A 17,123-nucleotide genomic window follows, 5' to 3' on the forward strand; every position below is an offset into this window, starting at 1 on the left:
CACTCGGTGGGTGCGCAGCGGGCGACGCGGGATCCAGGTGACGCGCGTGTCCGCCCCGTTGCGGAAGGAAGCGGCCCGTGGGCCGTGGATCGAACCGGCGGGTCCCACGGATGAGCGGGACAGGCACGGTGCTCGGGTAATTTACCACGTAGGCCATGTCACATGAACATGCGTGACGGATCGCACGGACGACGACGCGGGCCCCGCGGAGTCGTGAAGAGCTCTGCGGGGTCCGCGTGCGGCGTCGTGGTCGGAGACCCGGAAGACGCGTCAGGAACGCACGGCCCGGGCAGGCTCGGCCGCTGCCCCGGCACGAGAGCGGGCACGCCTACCCAGGACCGCGAAGAGGATGATGCCCGCGATGACGATCAGCAGCGAGGTCCACACGTGCACGCGCACACCGGCGATCATCAGGGCCGGGTCCACGCGCAGGAACAGCTCGATGAGCAGTCGCCCGATCCCGTAATAGATCATGTACAGCGCGAAGATCCGCCCGTGCGGGTCCCGCATGCGGCGGTCGATGGCGAGCAGCAGCACCACACCCAGCAGGTTCCACAGGCTCTCATACAGGAACGTGGGGTGGAACAGCGTGTCCGCGGGCAGCCCCGCGGGGAAGTTCGGGGACGCCGGGGAGATCTCGAGCCCCCACGGCAGTGTGGTGGGTCTGCCGAACAGTTCCTGGTTGAACCAATTGCCCCACCGTCCCACGGCCTGGGCAAGCAGGAGTCCGGGGGCCACGCAGTCCGCGAACACGGCGAGCGACAACCCGTTCATGCGCGAGACGAACCACGCGGCCACGGCGCCGAACAGCACGGCACCCATGATGCCGAGTCCGCCCTCCCAGATCCGGAAGACGGCCAGGGGGTCCGCGCCGGGCCCGAAGTACCCGGCGGGGTCCGTGATCAGCACGTGGTAGGCGCGCGCCCCCACGATCCCGGCGAGCACCGCCCAGAACACGATGTCCCACAGTACGTCCGGGTCCTGACCGCACTGCTTCCAGCGCCGCATGGTGAGCCAGATGGCCAGGGCCATGCCGAGCAGGATGCACAGCGCGTAGAAGTGCACCGTGAGCGGCCCCAGGTGGATGCTGCTGATGCTCGGGGACGGGATGGAGGCGGGCAGCACCGGCGGCATCAGTCGCGTCCCGCGAGGTGCGCGGCGAGCTCACCCACGGCCTGCGGCCCGCCCTCACCGAGCGCGCGCACGAGAGCCGTGCCCACGATCACGCCGTCCGCGTACGCCCCGATCTCCAGCACGTGCTCGCGGCTGGACACCCCCAGGCCCACGCACACCCGCTCCGCACCGGCCCCGCGTGCGCGGGCGACGACGTCCTCGGCGGCCGAGGACACCTGGTCCCGGGCCCCGGTCACGCCCATCACGGACACCGCGTACACGAAGCCGGAGGCCGCGCTCACAGTCATGTCCATGCGCTCACGGGTGGTGGACGGGGCCACCAGGAAGATCCGGTCCAGACCGTGCTCCTCGGAGGCCGCGAACCATTCCGTGGCCTCGTCCGGGATCAGGTCCGGGGTGATGATCCCGGCTCCCCCGGCGTCCTTGAGCCGGCGCGCGAACTCGTCCACGCCCGCCTGCAGCACGGGGTTCCAGTACGTCATCACCACGGGGACCGCGTCCGTCTGCTCGGCGACGGCGCGCACCACGGTGAACGCGTCCTCGACCCGGAAACCGTTGGCGAGCGCCTGGGTGGTCGCCGCCTGGATGACCGGTCCGTCCATCACGGGGTCCGAGTAGGGGATGCCGATCTCGATGATGTCCGCGCCGTTGCGACCCAGGGCCACGGCGGCGGCGGCGGACTCCTCGACGGTGGGGTACCCGGCGGGCAGATAGCCCACGAGGGCCGGGCGGCCCTCGGCCTTGCACTGTTCGATCCGCCGCGAGAGCGCGGAGTCCGCGCTGCGCGTGAGGTCACGCGGGACGATGCGTTCGGTCAAGCCCGCAGGGGTGTGCTCGGTGGTGCTCACAGTTGTTCGCCTTTCTGCGCCACGCGTTCCTCGTGGCTGTCCTGCGGGAGGAGGTCGAACCACTCCCCCGCGGTGGCCACGTCCTTGTCGCCGCGCCCGGAGAGCGAGACCACGATGATCTTCTGCGCCGCTTCCTCGGGCCCGAGTTCCGCGACCCAGCGGGCAGCGACCTCGCGGGCGCCGGCGAGCGCGTGGGAGGACTCGATGGCCGGGAGGATGCCCTCGGTGCGGCACAGCAGCCGGAAGGCGTCCATGGCCTGGACGTCCGTGACCGCTTCGTAGTTCACGCGCCCGATCGAGTGCAGGTAGGAGTGTTCCGGCCCCACGGCGGGGTAGTCCAGGCCGGCGGAGATCGAGTGGGACTCCACGGTCTGCCCGTCCGGGTCCTGCATGAGGAACGTCTTGGCGCCGTGCAGCACGCCCGGTCGGCCCAGTGTGATGGTCGCGGCGTGGCGGCCGGTCTGCACGCCGTCACCCCCGGCCTCGTTGCCGTAGAGCTGCACGGACTCATCGTCCAGGAAGCCGTGGAAGATCCCGATGGCGTTGGACCCGCCGCCCACGCACGCGGTCACGGCGTCCGGGAGGCGGCCTGTCTGCTCGAGGATCTGCGCGCGGGCCTCCTCACCGATCTGTTCGTGGAAGTAGCGGACCATAGCCGGGAACGGGTGCGGTCCGGCGGCGGTGCCGAGCAGGTAGTGAGTGGTCTCCACGGACGCGACCCAGTCCCGCAGGGCCTCGTTGATCGCGTCCTTGAGGGTGCGGGAACCGTTCTTCACGGCCACGACCTCCGCGCCCAGCAGCCGCATGCGCGCGACGTTGAGCGCTTGGCGGCGCGTGTCCTCCTCGCCCATGTACACGCAGCACTCCATGCCGAACAGAGCCGCTGCGGTGGCCGTGGCCACACCGTGCTGGCCCGCGCCTGTCTCGGCGATCAGCCGTGTCTTGCCCATGCGCCGGGCCAACAGGGCCTGCCCCAGCACGTTGTTGATTTTGTGGGAACCGGTGTGGTTGAGGTCCTCACGCTTGAGGAACACGCGCACCCCGAGTTCCGCGCCGAAGCGCTCGGCCTCGGTGAGCAGGGAGGGTCGGCCGGAGTACTCGCGGGAGAGCCGCTGGAACTCGTCCTGGAAGGTCTCATCCGTACGAGCCTTGTCGAACGTCTCGGTCAGTTCGTCCAGGGCCGCCACGAGGGACTCGGGCATCCACCGGCCACCGAAGTCCCCGAAGTAAGGGCCCGGGGCGTGCCGGAGGGACTCGGCGTCCCGTGCGGAAGCCTCCCCCGAGACCTGGGCCGCGGCGAGTTCCTCCTGCGCGGCGGTCGGGGTGGCCCCAGCCAAGTACTCGGCCCGGGACATTGCGCCGACCTCCCGGAAGCGACCGATGGTCTGCGCGGGGTCCTCGGCGCGCACGAGCACCTCACCGGTCAGCACCGCGTTGGCGCCGTGGCCCGCGTACAACCGGATCTGCTCCTCCCCCAGGACACCGGACTCCGCCACGATCACGGCCTCGCGTGGCAACCGCTCGGCGAGCCGACCGAACGTGTCCACGTCCACGTCCAGGGTCTTGAGGTTGCGGGTGTTCACCCCGATGATCCGCGCACCCACGGCGACGGCGCGATCGATCTCCTCCTCGGTGTGCGTCTCCACGAGCGCATGCATGCCGAGGTGGTGGGTCAGTTCGAGCAGCTCCCGCAGGGTGGCGTCGTCGAGGGCTGCCACGATGAGCAGCACGATGTCCGCACCGTGCGCGCGGGCCTCCCACACCTGGTACTCCTCGACCACGAAGTCCTTGCGCAACACGGGGATGCCCACGGCGCGGCGCACGGCGTCGAGGTCCGCGAGCGAGCCCCCGAAGCGGCGCTGCTCGGTGAGCACCGAGATCACGGAGGCCCCACCGCGCTCGTACGCGGCGGCCAGCTGCGCCGGGTCCTCGATCGCTGCGAGCGCACCCTTGGACGGGCTCGAGCGCTTGACCTCGGCGATCACCTGCACGGACGCGGGATCCGCACCACGCAGGGCGGACTCGGCGTCCAGCGCGGGAGTCTGTTCCGCGGCGGCATGGCGCACGTCCTGCAGGGACACCGATGCCTTCCGGGTCTCAAGGTCCTCGCGCACCCCCTCGATGATCCGGTCCAGCACCGTACCGGTGTGCTGCTGCGTCATGCGATTCCTCACTTAGTTCTCGGTGCACGCCGGCGTGCGGTGCACCCGGCGCACGGACGACGATGACCAGTTCCCCGACAGCGCGGAACTGGTCATCGACGGATGAATGCGGTACCGATCCCCTGCGGCGATCAGTGGGACTTGGTCTTGGACCCGCCCTTGCCGTACCCCATGGACTTGAGCACGCCGCCCACGATCACGCCCACGATGATCAGACCGATGCCCACGACCGTCACAGGGACCGAAGCCATCACGAAACCCACGCAGCCCACGATGACACCCACGGTCATCACGCCCACACAGGCCCACGCGGCCACGGTGTTGCCGTGGCCCACCGCGGCGGTGTGGTCCAGGATGATCTGATCGGTGTTCGACATGCGTGTCCACTCTCCCGTGCCGGTTGAGCCGCTCGGCTCTTGGATTGCCGGTCCCGCGTGAGCCGTGGGACCGAGGATTCTCTGACCCCATTGTGCCACTTCCCGGCGCGTGCGCGCCGCAGCCCACGCGGTTCAGTCGGTTTGTGTAGGGTCGTCGCCGCGAGTCAGCGCGTCCCACGTGTCGATGTCGTCCGCGTGCTCCGCGGCCTGGGTCTCCCCGGCCGAGGCCTCGCCACCCCGCGGGTGCATCGCGGCCGTCGTCGCGGCGGTTCCCACGCTGCCGGCGACCGCAGCGCGATCATAGCGTTGCGCATTGCGCCGTCGCGCGTGCCGGGCGACCACCGCGAGCCACACGCCGCACAGTGCGAGCAGCATCGCGGCGGTCACGGCGGCCCACGGCCACCCGGTAAGGGCGTAGTCCCCGCCGTCGTTGATCACACCCGTCTGCGCGCCGACCGTGGGTTGCGCGGCCGCACGCGAGTCCCCCGTGACGGCCAGCACCGCGAGCACCGCGCCCACGCCCGCCAGCGCGACGACGGCGCCCACGATCATGCGCAGCACCCGGCCTCCCAGCGTGGAGGCCACCGCGGCCACGGCGGCGACAAGACCCAGGGCGGTGACGGCCGGAGCGGCGTCGGCCCCGGGGACGTCCACCGTGACCGACTGCAGGGACGTGGGGACGTCCGCGTGGATCCAGGTGGCGGTGGTCGTGGCGAACAACGCCAGGGCACACAACAGCGTGACCAGGACGGCGGGTGCGGTGCGGCGCAGCAACGTCAGCTCCTCGGGGGACGGGAGGCCCGGGTGTCCGTGCCCGGCTCGCGCAGGGTCTGGGCGATCAGCGCGGCGCGCAACGGCGCGGTGGCCTTGTTGAGGGATTCCTGGGCCTCGGACTCGGGATCCGAATCAGCCACGATACCGCCGCCCGCCTGGACGTACGCCATACCCTCGAGCAGCAGCGCCGTGCGGATCGCGATCGCCATGTCCATGTTCCCCGCGAAGTCCATGTAGCCCACGACGCCGCCGTAGACGGCCCGGCGCAGCGGCTCGTACTCGTCGAGCAGGCGCAACGCGCGAGGCTTGGGCGCGCCCGAGAGCGTGCCCGCGGGGAACGTGGCGGCGAGGACGTCGTAGGCGGTGACGTCCTCGCGCATGCGCGCGACCACCGTGGAGCACAGGTGCATGATGTGGCTGAAACGCTCGATCTCCATGAACTCGCTCACGTCCACGCTGCCGGGCTCGGCGACCTTGGAAAGATCGTTGCGGGCCAGGTCCACGAGCATGAGGTGCTCCGCGCGTTCCTTCTCGTCCGCGAGCAGGTCCTGGCCCAGGGCCACGTCCTCGTCCACCGTGGCACCGCGCGGGCGGGAGCCCGCGATCGGGTGGGTCATGGCCTGGCGGCCCGTGACCGTCACGAGCGCCTCGGGTGAGGAACCCACGATCGAGTACGGCCGACCTTGGGCGTCCTCGAACGAGTACAGGTACATGTACGGGCTCGGGTTGATCCGGCGCAGCGTGCGGTAGACGTCCAGCGAGCTCGCGTGGCACTCAGCCTCGAAGCGGCGCGAGACCACCACCTGGAAGATGTCGCCGTCCACGATCGCCTGCTTGCCGCGGTCGATCGCGGACATGAACAGCTCCCGGTCCCACGACTGGCGCGCGACGGACTCCACGTCCGTGAGCTCCGGTGCTCCCTGCTCCGCGATGGACACCGTAGTGCGCTCGAGCGGGGTGGCCAGGCGGGTCACCATGGAGCGCAACCGGGACACGGCGTCGTGGTAGGCGGCATCCACGTTCTCGTCCGTGCCGTTGACGTTCACGGCATTGGCCACGAGCAGCACGGAGCCGTCCTTGCTGTCGTGCACGGCCATGTCCGCGACCAGGTTCATGGCCAGCTCGGGCATGTGCAGGTCATCCTCGGGCGGGTTGGGCAGGGTCTCCCAGCGGCGCACGGCCTCCCAGCCCACGAAACCCACCATCCCGCTCGTGAGCGGCGGGACGCCGTCGAAGGGTGCGGTGTGCAGCAACTGCATGGTCGCGCGCAGGGCGTCGAGGGGATCGCCGTCCACCGGTGCCCCGGCCGGTGCGTCACCGATCCAGTGCGCCTGCCCGTCCCGGGAGGTCAGCGTGGCCACGGAACCGGCACCCACGAACGAGTAGCGGGACCACACCCCGCCCTCCGCGGCGGACTCGAGCAGGAACGTGCCCGGGCGGGGTTCGCCCTCGCGGGTCACGAGCGCGCGGTACAGACCCACGGGGGTCAGTGAGTCCGCGAGCACCGTGGTGCGCACCGGGATCACGCGGCGGGTCGCGGCATACTGCCGGAACTCCTCAAGGGTGGGGGTGATGCTGCCGAGTTCGTGCATTTAAACCGCCTGTTCCGCGTGGAGGTCTCGATCGTCGAAACACGTGCGCGAGCCCGTGTGGCATGCCGCGCCGTGCTGGTCCACCTGCACGAGCAGGGCGTCCCCGTCACAGTCCAGGCTCACGGAGTGCACGCTCTGGTAGTGCCCGGAGGTGTCCCCCTTGCGCCAGTACTCCTGGCGGGACCGCGACCAGAAGGTCACGCGACCCTCGGTCAGGGTGCGGTGCAGGGCCTCGTCGTTCATCCAGCCCAGCATGAGCACCTCCTTGGTGTCGTACTGCTGGATGATCGCCGCCACGAGTCCCGCCTCGTTGTGCGAGAGCTGCTCGGCGATGCGGGGGTCCAGGTTGTGGGTCGTGAACTCGTCCGTAGCTGTACTCATCCGGGTCTCCTGGTTCTGGGGCATCAGCGCACCTCGTAACCTGCGGCACGCAGGGCGTTCTTGACGTCCGTGATCGCGTCGTCCGGGCCGAAGTGGAACACCGAGGCCGCCAGCACCGCGTCCGCGCCGGCGGCGACCGCGGGCGGGAAGTGCTCGGGTGCCCCGGCCCCGCCCGACGCGATGAGCGGAACGTTTACCCGACCCCGCACGGCGGAGATCATCTCCAGGTCGAAGCCCTCGCGGGTCCCGTCCGCGTCCATCGAGTTGAGCAGGATCTCCCCGACCCCGCGTTCCTCGGCCTCCCGGGCCCACTCGAGCGCGTCCAGGCCCGTGAGCGTGCGCCCACCGCGCGTGGTGACCTCGAAACCGGACGGGGTGTTGCCCGTGCGTTTCGCGTCCAGGGACAGCACGAGCACCTGGTTGCCGAAGCGGTTCGTGATCTCGTCGATGACCTCCGGGCGCGTGACCGCCGCGGTGTTGATCGAGGCCTTGTCCGCGCCGCAGCGCAGCAACCGGTCCACGTCCTGCGCCGTGCGCACGCCGCCGCCCACGGTCAGGGGGATGAACACCTTCTCTGCGGTGCGGGCCACGACGTCGAACATGGTGTCCCGCTCGCTCGAGGACGCGGTCACGTCCAGGAACGTGAGCTCGTCCGCGCCGGCCAGGTTGTAGCGCGCCGCGAGTTCCACAGGATCCCCCGCGTCCCGCAGGTTCTCGAAGTTCACGCCCTTGACCACGCGCCCGGCGTCGACATCCAGACACGGAATGACTCGTACGGCCACACCCATTACGCCACCGTCCTCACTGCTCTCGACTTCTCTTCGCCCGCGCCCGCGTCAGATCCGCGCAGCCTGGATGGGTGAGACCAGGATGGCCCGGGCCCCCACCTCGTAGAGCGCGTCCATGACCTTGTTGGTGTCGCTCTTGCGCACCATCGCGCGAACGGCCACCGCGCCGTCGTGACCGAGCGGGGAGATCGTGGGGCCCTGCATACCCGGGGTGATCTCGGTGGCGGCGGCCAGCAGGTCCTCGGTGATGTCGTAGTCCATCATCACGTACTGCCGCGCGACCAGCACACCCTGCAGACGACGTCGCAGCACGCGCAGTCCCTCGGGTTCCGGTTCGTCGCCGCGGCGGATGAGCAGCGCCTCGGAGGTCATGATCGGTTCGTCGAAGATCTCGAGACCCGCCGCGCGCAGGGTGTTGCCGGTCTCCACGACGTCCGCGATCGCGTCCGCGACACCCAACCGGATGGAGGATTCTACGGCGCCGTCCAGGCGCACGACCTCGGCATCCACGCCGCGGTCCGCGAGGTAACGCTCCAGCAGCAACTGGTAGCTCGTGGCGATCCGCTTGCCCTCGAGTTCCTGCACGGACTCGAACTGGCCGCGCGGGCCGGCCAATCGGAAGGTGGAACGGGCGAAGTCCAGGCCCAGCTCTTCCTCGGCCTCCGCGCCGGAATCGAGCAGCAGGTCCCGTCCGGTGATCCCCAGGTCCAGGGTGCCGCCACCCACGTAGATCGCGATGTCCCGCGGGCGCAGGTAGAAGAACTCCACGTGGTTGTCGTTGTCCACGAGCACGAGTTCCCGGGTGCTGCGCCGCTGCCGGTAACCGGCCTCGGTGAGCATGGTGATGGCGGCTTCGGACAGCGCGCCCTTGTTGGGCACGGCTACTCGCAGCATGAGATTCCTTTCCGCGGGGCGCAGATGACGGGGATCGGGGCGGTGCCCGGAGCGGGTGACGCGCGGGGCTCAGAGGTACTTGTAGACGTCCTCGAGGCTCATACCCTTGGCGATCATCATGACCTGCACGTGGTAGAGCAACTGGGAGATCTCCTCCGCGGCCTCGGCGTCGGACTCGTACTCGCACGCCATCCAGACCTCGGCGGCCTCCTCGACGACCTTCTTCCCGATGCCGTGGATCCCGGAGTCCAGTTCCGTGACGGTCCTGGATCCCTCGGGGCGTTGCTCGGCCTTGGTGCGCAGTTCGGTGAAGAGGTCTTCGAAGGTTTTCACCCCTTCAGGGTAATGGGTGCGCGTGCCCGTCCCGAACGCGTGGCACATGCACGCCGCTCGCGGCCGGCCTCCGCGGATCGAGCGTGGCGGACCGGCCGCGAGCGTCTGCTCCGTTCAGACCCCGTGCTCGCGCAGGGTCAGGGCGGTGCTCAGGGCGGCGTGGGCGGCCTCGTACCCCTTGTCCTCGTGCGAGCCCTCGAGGCCGGCGCGGTCCAGACCTTGTTCCTCCGTGTCACACGTGAGTACGCCGAAGCCCACCGGGGTCCCGGTGGCCACGGACACGTCCGTGAGTCCGGAGGTCGCGGCGTGGCACACGTAGTCGAAGTGCGGGGTGCCGCCGCGGATCACGACGCCGAGCGCGACCACCGCGTCCGCCGTCTCCGCCAGGCGGCGGGCGGCCACGGGCAGCTCGAAGCTCCCGGGCACGCGCACCCGCACGACCGTGCCGGTGTTCGCTTCCGTGAGGGCGCGCAGGGCGCCGTCGAGCAGCCCGTCCATGATCGTCGTGTGCCAGCTCGCGGCGACCACGGCCACGGTCAGGTCCGAGGCGTCGAGGTCCGAGGCGAGGGTGGTCGGGGCGCCGTGTCCGCTCATGATGTTTCTCCTGGGTTGAGGTGGGTCAGGTGGTGGTGCATGCGGTCGCGCTTGGTGCGCAGGTAGTCCAGGTTCTCGGTGCGCGCGTGGACCTCGTGGGGGATCACGTCCGCCACGGTGATCCCGAGCGCCTCGAGCTTGGCGACCTTGTCCGGGTTGTTGGTCAGCAGCCGCACCGTGGTCAGGCCCATGGCCGCGAGGATCCGGGCGGCGGCGGTGTAGTCCCGGGCCTCCGCGGGCAGCCCGAGCATGGTGTTGGCGTCCACGGTGTCCGCTCCGCCGTCCTGGAGCTTGTAGGCGCGCAGCTTGTTGATCAGCCCGATCCCGCGGCCCTCGTGGTTGCGCAGGTACAGCACCGTGCCCCCGTGGCGGGAGATCCGTTCCAGCGCAAGGTGCAGTTGCGGTCCGCAGTCACAGCGCCACGAGCCGAAGACGTCCCCGGTGAGGCACTCGGAATGCAGCCGCAGCAACGGTGGCAGAGCGGCTTCGTCGGCGGGCGGGGGTGCCGTGAGCGAGACGTGCTCGGCGGCGGGGATCCCCGACGGCTCCGGAACGCGCCAACCGGTCACCGAGAACGTGCCGTACTCGGAGGGCACGGTCACGGGGTCGCTGTGGTGCAGGGGCTCCGCTCCCGGAGCCGCGTGATTGTCGGCCGGTGACGCGTGTTCGGGGATCTCACCGTGGTCGAAAACGCTCATGCGATGCGGTCTCCCTCCCCCGTGGTGTCCACCGACGGCGCGGTGGCGCCCCCGGCGACGTCGACGGCGCTCGGTCGAGTTGTGCCCTTCGCGTCCTGAGCCGCGGCGCCGGCGTCGTTCGCGGCCGCCCGCGGGACGGCGTCCTCAGCGGCATCCGTCGCGTCCAGGTGGGCGATCAGATCGGCGATGCTGATCATCACGAGCCCGTGCTCGTCCGCGAACCGCCGCAGGGCGGGGGCGCGCAGGGGCTGCCCGGCGTCGTCGACGATCTCCGCGATCGCACCCACGGGCTCGCACCCCGCGAGCCGCGCGAGCTCCACGGCGGCCTCGGTGTGCCCCGCGCGTTCGCGCACCCCGCCAGGGACCGCGCGCAGCGGCAGGATGTGGCCGGGCCGCGTGAGCTCGGCCGCGGTGGTGCCGGGCAGCGCGAGCAGTCGCGTGGTCAGCGCCCGGTCCCGCGCGCTGATCCCGGTGGTGATCCCGGTGCGGGCGTCGCACGTCACGGTGTACGCCGTGGCCTTGGCGTCCTCGTTGTGCTCGGTCATGGGCGGCAGGGCAAGCCGGTCCGCGCGCTCGTCGGTCATGGGCACGCACACCACCCCGGAGCTGTGCCGGATCGTGAAGCCCATGAGGGGCTGGGTCGCGTGCTGGGCCGCGAACACCAGGTCGCCCTCGTTCTCCCGGTCCTCGTCGTCCACGACAACGACCGCGGCGCCCGAGGCCATCGCGGCCACGGCGTCCGCGACCGGATCGAGGGCGACGCCGCGCGGTGTCGCGGGTGCCGCGTACGAGGCCAGGCGCTCGGCGTACTTGGCGAGCACGTCCACCTCGAGGTTGACGGTGGAACCCGGCGTGCGAGCGCCGAGCGTGGTCGCGCGCAGGGTCTCCGGGATCAGCCCCACCTCGAACCACGCCTCGGGCTCGTCCGTGGAGTTCACCGCAGTGACCGTGAGGGACACGCCGTCCACGGCGATCGAACCCTTGACCGCGATGTAGCGCGCAAGTGCCACGGGGACTCTGATCCGCACGGTCTCCCATCCGGTGTGGGACGTGCGCCGCACCACGGTGCCCACGCCGTCCACGTGCCCCTGGACCACGTGCCCGTCCAGGCGCTGCCCGGCTGCGGTGCAGCGTTCCACGTTCACCAGGTCACCGTGTCCGAGCGCCCCCAGGCTGGTCAGGCGCAGTGTCTCGCCCATGACGTCCGCGGTGAAGTCCCCCGCCGCGCCCGAGGGGACCGCGGTCAGGCACACCCCGTTGACCGCGAGTGAGCCGCCGTGGGGCAGGTCCGCGACGAGTGGCCCCGCGGACACGTGCAGCCGGGCGGCGTCCTGCGCCAACCGTTCCACACGTTCCACGGTGGCCTGGGCTTCGACAATTCCGGTGAACACTGATTCTCCTTGGGGATCCGGGGTGCGCGGGGTTCTCGGGAACTTCCCGGCGCGAGGTCTTGGTGTGCTGCGTCAGTTCAGGGGCGTGTCATGGGGCGTCGGGTACGGGACCCGCGGGCCGCAAGTGCCACCGTCCATCGACGCCCACGCGGCTGATCGCCTCCATCTGGTCCGTAGCCTCTTCGTGGCCGGGGCGCGCGAGGTCCGCCGGGTGCCGCACGGGGTCACCGCGCCATGACGACGCCGCGGCAAGCGTCCCGATCCCGAGCGACGCGACCGACGCCGCGCCGTCCCCGAGGATCAGCGGGGCCTGGTACAACCACAGCTCGTCCACGAGATCGGCGGCGAGGAACGCGGCGGACACCGTGGGCCCGCCTTCCACGAGCACGTGGGAAACCCCGCGTTCACGGAGGTGTTGTAACGCCTCGGCGGGATCGTGCGTGGTGAGGTGGATGAACCGCCCGTCGTGCCCGCGGTCGGCGCATGCGACCTCTCCGTGATCCGTTCCGGTGTCTCCCGGGGCTCCACGTTCGGTGTCTTCCCGGGGCGCGCGGTCGACGACGCCGCGCCGGACCTTGGCATCCGCGGGCACGGGGCGGGTGCTCATGACTGCCCGCAGGGGTTGCCGCGCGAGGGGTTCACCCGCGGCATCCCGCGCGGTCAGGGTCGGGTCGTCCGCGCGCAGGGTCCCGCCGCCCACCAGGATCGCGTCCACCCGGGTGCGCAGGGCGTGGCCCTGATCCCGAGCGGGTGCACCCGTGATCCACTGGCTCGTCCCGTCCGCGGCGGCCACGCGGCCGTCGATCGTTTGAGCGAGTTTCAGCGTCACGAACGGTCGCGCATCATGCTGGGCAATGAACCAGCGGTCATTGAGATCGTGGGCTTCCCTCGCGAGCAGCCCCTGACGCACGTCCACCCCGTGTGCGGCGAGGAACGCGCCGCCCCCGCGGGCGGTGTCCGTGCCGTCGGCCACCGCGTAAATGACCCGGGGGATCCCCGCGTCGAGGATCGCGCGCGAGCACGGGCCGGTGCGTCCGGTGTGGTTGCAGGGTTCGAGGGACACGACCATGGTGGTGTCCTCGAGAGGTGTCCCCGCCTCACGGGCCAGATGCAGGGCGTCCGCCTCCGCATGCGGGGTGCCCGCCCCGCGGTGATGACCCACGTGCAGGATCTCCCCCGCGGCGGAGAGGATCACGGCGCCCACCACGGGATTGGCCCCGCGGATCCCCCGCCGAGCCGCTTCCAGAGCCGCGCGCATCGCCTCGTGTTCCGCGGCCGAGAAGTCGTGGGACGGCTCCGCCCCCGGCCGGGAGCGGGGCGCGGGCCCCGGCGCAGCGGCGTCGTCGTACGCCGTCACTTCTCGTCCTCACCCACGGACAGGCGCAGGTCCGGGAAGCCCGTCTCGATCGTTGCGCGACGGCGCTGGCGCGTGTTCACGCGCCACCACACGAAGAACCCGGCGAGCGTGAAGGCGCCGTAGAACACGTACATCAAGCCCGAGGCGTAGTAGCCGGCGGAGAACAGGAGGGGCACGCCCACGATGTCCACGGCGACCCACAACAGCCAGAACTCGACCCAGCCCTTGGCCATCCCGAGCGTTGCGAGCAGCGAGCCCATGAAGATCCAGGCGTCCGCCCACACGGGTTCGTACGAGCCCAGGGCGCGGAAGATGGGTGTGAGAAGTGCCGTCCCGAACACGAGGGCGACCACGAGGAACACGCGTTCGCGGGCGGTGGCCCAACGCGGGGACACGGCCTCCTCGGACGCCCCGCGGGACCGGCGCCACTGCACCCAGCCGTACACGGACACCGCGATGAACATGACCTGACGGCCGGCCTGGCCCAACAGGTTCACGGGGTTGGGGGTGTCGAACACCGCGCCCAGGAAGACGGTCAGCAGGATCGCGTTGCCCACGATCCCCACGGGCCACGCCCACACTTTGCGGCGCATTCCGCCCAGCGCGGACAGCAGCCCGAACACGTTGCCGAGCACCTCGCGCCACAGGATGAAACCGTCGCCCACCCGCAACTGCGCGTCGAACAACCAACGCAGGACGTCCACGGTGTCTCCTCTCACCCGCCACTGTCGGTGGTTCCGGGGAGGAATGCGCACACGCGTCGAACACGATCGCGTGGCGGAGCACGTCACAGCACCACCCGACGGACCGCGATCGCGTGCGACCGCGCACGGTCAGGACGCCGTGACGCTCACGTGTGCCTACCATCCAGACTGTACTGTCGGTACCGGATTTCCACCGGTTCGGCCGATCCCTCCGTGCGCATCCCCGGTGGTTCCCACGGGAACCTGCTCGGTGCTGTGCACGGTGTTCACGGTTCGCGGACTGTCACCGCCGGTTCGGAATTGCACCGACCCCGGAACACGTTGCTGCGCTCATTATGCCACGCGGCCTCACCATGCCCGTGATCGGGGGCACCGGGCGGTCACGTCCTGGTTTTCTGGCCGTTCTCACGGCCCTGCAGATCCGAGAGCAGTCCGGTGACGCGGGCCTTGATGTCGTCGCGGATCCTGCGCACGTCCGCGAGGGGCTGACCGGCCGGGTCGTCGAGGTCCCAGTCCTCGTAGCGCTTGCCCGGAAACACGGGGCAGGTGTCCCCACAGCCCATGGTGATGACGACGTCGGAGGCCCTGACCTGCTCCGTCCGCAGGATCGTGGGCACGGCTGCGGTGATATCGATGCCCTCCTCAGCCATTGCCTCCACGGCCACCGGGTTCAGGCTCTCTGCCGGTTCGGACCCGGCCGAACGGACATCGATGCTCCCGCCTGACATCGCGGCCAGGTAGCCCGCCGCCATCTGGGAGCGGCCCGCGTTGTGGACGCAGACGAAGAGCACGGTCGGTTTCGTGGGTGATGGTGCGCTCATGATGCGGTCTCCCGGGTTCGGTGGGTGGGGACGGAGGGATCGTTCGGGAACACGCGCGGGCCGGCCCACAGGGCCACGTAGACCAGGCCGATCAGGACGGGCACTTCGATCAACGGCCCCACGACGCCGGCCAGTGCCTGCCCGGAGGTGACGCCGAAGGTGCTGATGGCCACGGCGATCGCCAGTTCGAAGTTGTTGCCCGACGCGGTGAAAGCCACCGTGGCCGACTTGCCGTAGTCGAGCCCCACCGCTTTCGAGGCGAAGAGGCCGATGGCGAACATCAGAGCGAAGTACACGAGCAACGGCAGCGCGATCCTGACCACGTCGAGGGGCTGTGAGGTGATGGCGTCCCCCTGGAGCGCGAAGAGCATCACGATGGTGAACAGGAGGCCGTACAGGGCCCACGGGCCGATCGCGGGGAGGAACTTCTCCTCGTACCAGTCCCGGCCCTTCGCCCGTTCACCCAGGACGCGGGTGAGGAAGCCTGCGAGCAGCGGGATGCCGAGGAACACCAGGACGGATCCCACGATCGCCCCCACGGAGAATTCGGCCGTGGTGGTGGGCAGCCCCAGCCACGACGGCAGGACCTGGAGGTAGAACCACCCCAGAGCGCCGAAGGCTACGACCTGGAAGACGGAGTTGATGGCCACAAGCACGGCCGCACTCTCCCGGTCGCCGCATGCGAGGTCGTTCCAGATCAGGACCATGGCGATGCACCGGGCCAGGCCCACGATGATCAACCCGGTGCGGTACTCGGGCAGATCGGGCAGGAACACCCAGGCGAGCACGAACATCACCGCCGGTCCCACGACCCAGTTGAGCACGAGCGACAGGCCCAGCAATCGCTTGTCGCCGGTCACGCGGCGGGTCTCGTCGTAGCGCACCTTCGCCAGGACGGGATACATCATCACCAGCAGACCGACTGCGATCGGCAGCGACACCTGTCCGATCGTCATGGCTTCCAAGGCCGTGTTCAGCCCCGGCACCAGCCGGCCCAGCAGCAGGCCCACGCCCATGGCCAGCAGGATCCAGGCCGGCAGCCACCGGTCCAGGAACGACATGCTCTGCCTCACCGGTGCGGAGGCGATGGTGGTACTCACGGGCGGCGAGCTCCTCGTATCGACGGTCATCTATGGGACACACGCTACGAGGTCATATAGATGTCCGTCAATGTAAAATCTCGGTATGAAAGCACCCGCGCAACGACCCAAGCTGATCGATGAGAAAGCAACCGAGTGCTGCTCGCTCGCCTCCTCGCCGCTCGGGGCCGGCGAGGCCGAGCGCATGACCGCGAAGCTCAAGGCGCTCTCCGACCCGACGCGCCTGCGGTTGCTCTCCCACATCGCCGCGCAGGGCTGCGACGCAGTGTGCGCCTGCGACCTGCTGGACGTCCTCGACATCAGCCAGCCCACCGTGAGTCATCACCTCAAGAAGCTGGTGGACGCCGGACTGCTCACACGCGAGCAGCGCGGCAAGTGGGCGCACTACACCGTGGTGCGCGGCGCCTTCACGGAACTGCGTGAACTCCTGGACCTGCGCTGACAGGCAGGGCGTTCTCTGTGGACCCGTCATCGGGGCCCGCATAAATTCAGGCCCGGTGCTCCCGCGCGGTCCTGCGGAGTGTCTCGATCGCGGCGGCGGGGTCGTCCTGGCCGTAGACCGCGGAACCGGCGACGAACGTGTCCGCCCCGGCCTCCGCGGCGCGCACGATGGTCTCCTCCGTGATCCCGCCGTCCACCTGCAGCGCGATCGTGCCCCCGTGGGCCTTGACCGCCGCCGCGGCGCGGCGCAGCTTGGGCAGGGTCACGTCCAGGAACTTCTGGCCGCCGAAGCCGGGTTCCACAGTCATGATGAGCAACATGTCCAGCTCCGGCAGTAGGTCCAGGTACGGCTCGATCGGCGTGGCCGGACGCACCGCGAGTCCCGCTCGGGCACCCGCCGCGCGCAGTTCACGCGCGAGCTTGATCGGCGCCGTGGCGGCTTCCGCGTGGAACGTCACGGATGCGCACCCGGCCTCTGCGTACGCCGGGGCCCACCGGTCCGGGTCCTCGATCATCAGGTGCAGGTCCAGGGGGATCGGGGAGACGGCCTGCAACCGTTCCACGACCGGCAACCCCAGGGTCAGATTGGGGACGAAGTGGTTGTCCATCACGTCCACGTGCGCCGCATCCGCGTTCGAGATGCGCTGGAGTTCCTCCGCGAGCCGGGAGAAGTCCGCGGAGAGGATTGACGGGTGGATGTCACAGCGGGACATGGTTCCTCCTGGGAATAGTTC

19 protein-coding genes and 1 riboswitch are annotated in these 17,123 nt (G+C 70.2%); of the genes, 1 reads left to right on the forward strand and 18 read right to left on the reverse strand.

The features are described from left to right. Positions 1 to 270: 270 nt before the first annotated feature. The 17 genes from lgt to arsB form a co-directional block, all read right to left on the reverse strand. A complete protein-coding gene (gene lgt / locus RF646_RS04810; protein ID WP_368835352.1) occupies positions 271 to 1,134 on the reverse strand; it encodes a prolipoprotein diacylglyceryl transferase in 864 nt (287 codons plus the stop codon). Then, the gene (gene trpA / locus RF646_RS04815) at positions 1,134 to 1,940 is read right to left on the reverse strand and encodes a tryptophan synthase subunit alpha (RefSeq protein ID WP_312797240.1); all 807 of its coding nucleotides are present in this window, start codon (positions 1,938 to 1,940) and stop codon (positions 1,134 to 1,136) included. The genes lgt and trpA overlap by 1 nt, the downstream gene beginning before the upstream one ends. A 38-nt stretch (positions 1,941 to 1,978) precedes the next feature. Then, positions 1,979 to 4,144 carry a bifunctional phosphoribosylanthranilate isomerase/tryptophan synthase subunit beta gene (locus RF646_RS04820; protein ID WP_368835353.1) on the reverse strand — a complete coding sequence of 722 codons (2,166 nt, stop codon included), beginning with the start codon at positions 4,142 to 4,144 and terminating at the stop codon, positions 1,979 to 1,981. A 131-nt stretch (positions 4,145 to 4,275) separates the two neighbouring features. Beyond that, positions 4,276 to 4,521 carry an HGxxPAAW family protein gene (locus RF646_RS04825; RefSeq protein WP_098054460.1) on the reverse strand — a complete coding sequence of 82 codons (246 nt, stop codon included), beginning with the start codon at positions 4,519 to 4,521 and terminating at the stop codon, positions 4,276 to 4,278. Positions 4,522 to 4,653: 132 nt separating this feature from the next. Continuing rightward, positions 4,654 to 5,295, reverse strand: a complete 642-nt coding sequence (locus tag RF646_RS04830) for a Trp biosynthesis-associated membrane protein (RefSeq protein ID WP_368835354.1) — start codon at positions 5,293 to 5,295, stop codon at positions 4,654 to 4,656. A 2-nt stretch (positions 5,296 to 5,297) separates the two neighbouring features. Then, on the reverse strand, positions 5,298 to 6,887 hold the full coding sequence (locus tag RF646_RS04835; protein WP_368835355.1) for an anthranilate synthase component I: 1,590 nt from the start codon (positions 6,885 to 6,887) through the stop codon (positions 5,298 to 5,300). Further along, a complete protein-coding gene (gene hisI, locus RF646_RS04840) occupies positions 6,888 to 7,268 on the reverse strand; it encodes a phosphoribosyl-AMP cyclohydrolase (protein WP_064846841.1) in 381 nt (126 codons plus the stop codon). A gap of 23 nt (positions 7,269 to 7,291) precedes the next feature. Beyond that, positions 7,292 to 8,056 carry an imidazole glycerol phosphate synthase subunit HisF gene (gene hisF, locus RF646_RS04845; RefSeq protein WP_368835356.1) on the reverse strand — a complete coding sequence of 255 codons (765 nt, stop codon included), beginning with the start codon at positions 8,054 to 8,056 and terminating at the stop codon, positions 7,292 to 7,294. 48 nt (positions 8,057 to 8,104) lie between these two features. Beyond that, entirely contained in the window at positions 8,105 to 8,950 is an 846-nt protein-coding gene (hisG, locus tag RF646_RS04850; RefSeq protein WP_035962116.1) for an ATP phosphoribosyltransferase, read from the reverse strand. A 69-nt stretch (positions 8,951 to 9,019) separates the two neighbouring features. Then, positions 9,020 to 9,283: a phosphoribosyl-ATP diphosphatase gene (locus RF646_RS04855; RefSeq protein ID WP_035962118.1), complete on the reverse strand. Its 264-nt coding sequence runs from the start codon at positions 9,281 to 9,283 to the stop codon at positions 9,020 to 9,022. Positions 9,284 to 9,397: 114 nt separating this feature from the next. Further along, entirely contained in the window at positions 9,398 to 9,877 is a 480-nt protein-coding gene (ribH, locus tag RF646_RS04860) for a 6,7-dimethyl-8-ribityllumazine synthase (protein ID WP_064846821.1), read from the reverse strand. Next, the gene (locus RF646_RS04865) at positions 9,874 to 10,575 is read right to left on the reverse strand and encodes a GTP cyclohydrolase II (RefSeq protein ID WP_085108532.1); all 702 of its coding nucleotides are present in this window, start codon (positions 10,573 to 10,575) and stop codon (positions 9,874 to 9,876) included. The genes ribH and RF646_RS04865 overlap by 4 nt, the downstream gene beginning before the upstream one ends. Next, on the reverse strand, positions 10,572 to 11,966 hold the full coding sequence (ribB, locus tag RF646_RS04870) for a 3,4-dihydroxy-2-butanone-4-phosphate synthase (protein ID WP_368835357.1): 1,395 nt from the start codon (positions 11,964 to 11,966) through the stop codon (positions 10,572 to 10,574). The genes RF646_RS04865 and ribB overlap by 4 nt, the downstream gene beginning before the upstream one ends. Positions 11,967 to 12,054: 88 nt before the next feature. Further along, on the reverse strand, positions 12,055 to 13,323 hold the full coding sequence (ribD, locus tag RF646_RS04875; RefSeq protein ID WP_368835358.1) for a bifunctional diaminohydroxyphosphoribosylaminopyrimidine deaminase/5-amino-6-(5-phosphoribosylamino)uracil reductase RibD: 1,269 nt from the start codon (positions 13,321 to 13,323) through the stop codon (positions 12,055 to 12,057). Continuing rightward, entirely contained in the window at positions 13,320 to 14,027 is a 708-nt protein-coding gene (pnuC, locus tag RF646_RS04880; RefSeq protein ID WP_131332861.1) for a nicotinamide riboside transporter PnuC, read from the reverse strand. Before pnuC ends, ribD begins: the two co-directional genes overlap by 4 nt. Positions 14,028 to 14,174: 147 nt before the next feature. Further along, a riboswitch (FMN riboswitch) is annotated at positions 14,175 to 14,350 on the reverse strand. Positions 14,351 to 14,407: 57 nt separating this feature from the next. Further along, positions 14,408 to 14,848: an arsenate reductase ArsC gene (locus tag RF646_RS04885; protein WP_085108526.1), complete on the reverse strand. Its 441-nt coding sequence runs from the start codon at positions 14,846 to 14,848 to the stop codon at positions 14,408 to 14,410. Next, positions 14,845 to 15,909, reverse strand: a complete 1,065-nt coding sequence (gene arsB / locus RF646_RS04890) for an ACR3 family arsenite efflux transporter (RefSeq protein ID WP_368835406.1) — start codon at positions 15,907 to 15,909, stop codon at positions 14,845 to 14,847. Before arsB ends, RF646_RS04885 begins: the two co-directional genes overlap by 4 nt. A 124-nt stretch (positions 15,910 to 16,033) precedes the next feature. Between arsB and RF646_RS04895 the strand changes: the two genes are divergently transcribed. Then, positions 16,034 to 16,390 (forward strand): ArsR/SmtB family transcription factor, encoded by a 357-nt coding sequence (locus RF646_RS04895; protein ID WP_368835359.1) that lies wholly within the window; start codon positions 16,034 to 16,036, stop codon positions 16,388 to 16,390. 46 nt (positions 16,391 to 16,436) lie between these two features. On the opposite strand, the gene rpe is transcribed toward RF646_RS04895, so the two are convergent. Continuing rightward, positions 16,437 to 17,102 (reverse strand): ribulose-phosphate 3-epimerase, encoded by a 666-nt coding sequence (gene rpe, locus RF646_RS04900; RefSeq protein ID WP_368835360.1) that lies wholly within the window; start codon positions 17,100 to 17,102, stop codon positions 16,437 to 16,439. Positions 17,103 to 17,123 lie beyond the last annotated feature (21 nt).

The organism is Kocuria sp. CPCC 205261 (assembly GCF_040981025.1).
In the GTDB taxonomy this organism is placed as follows: Bacteria; Actinomycetota; Actinomycetes; order Actinomycetales; family Micrococcaceae; genus Kocuria; species Kocuria marina.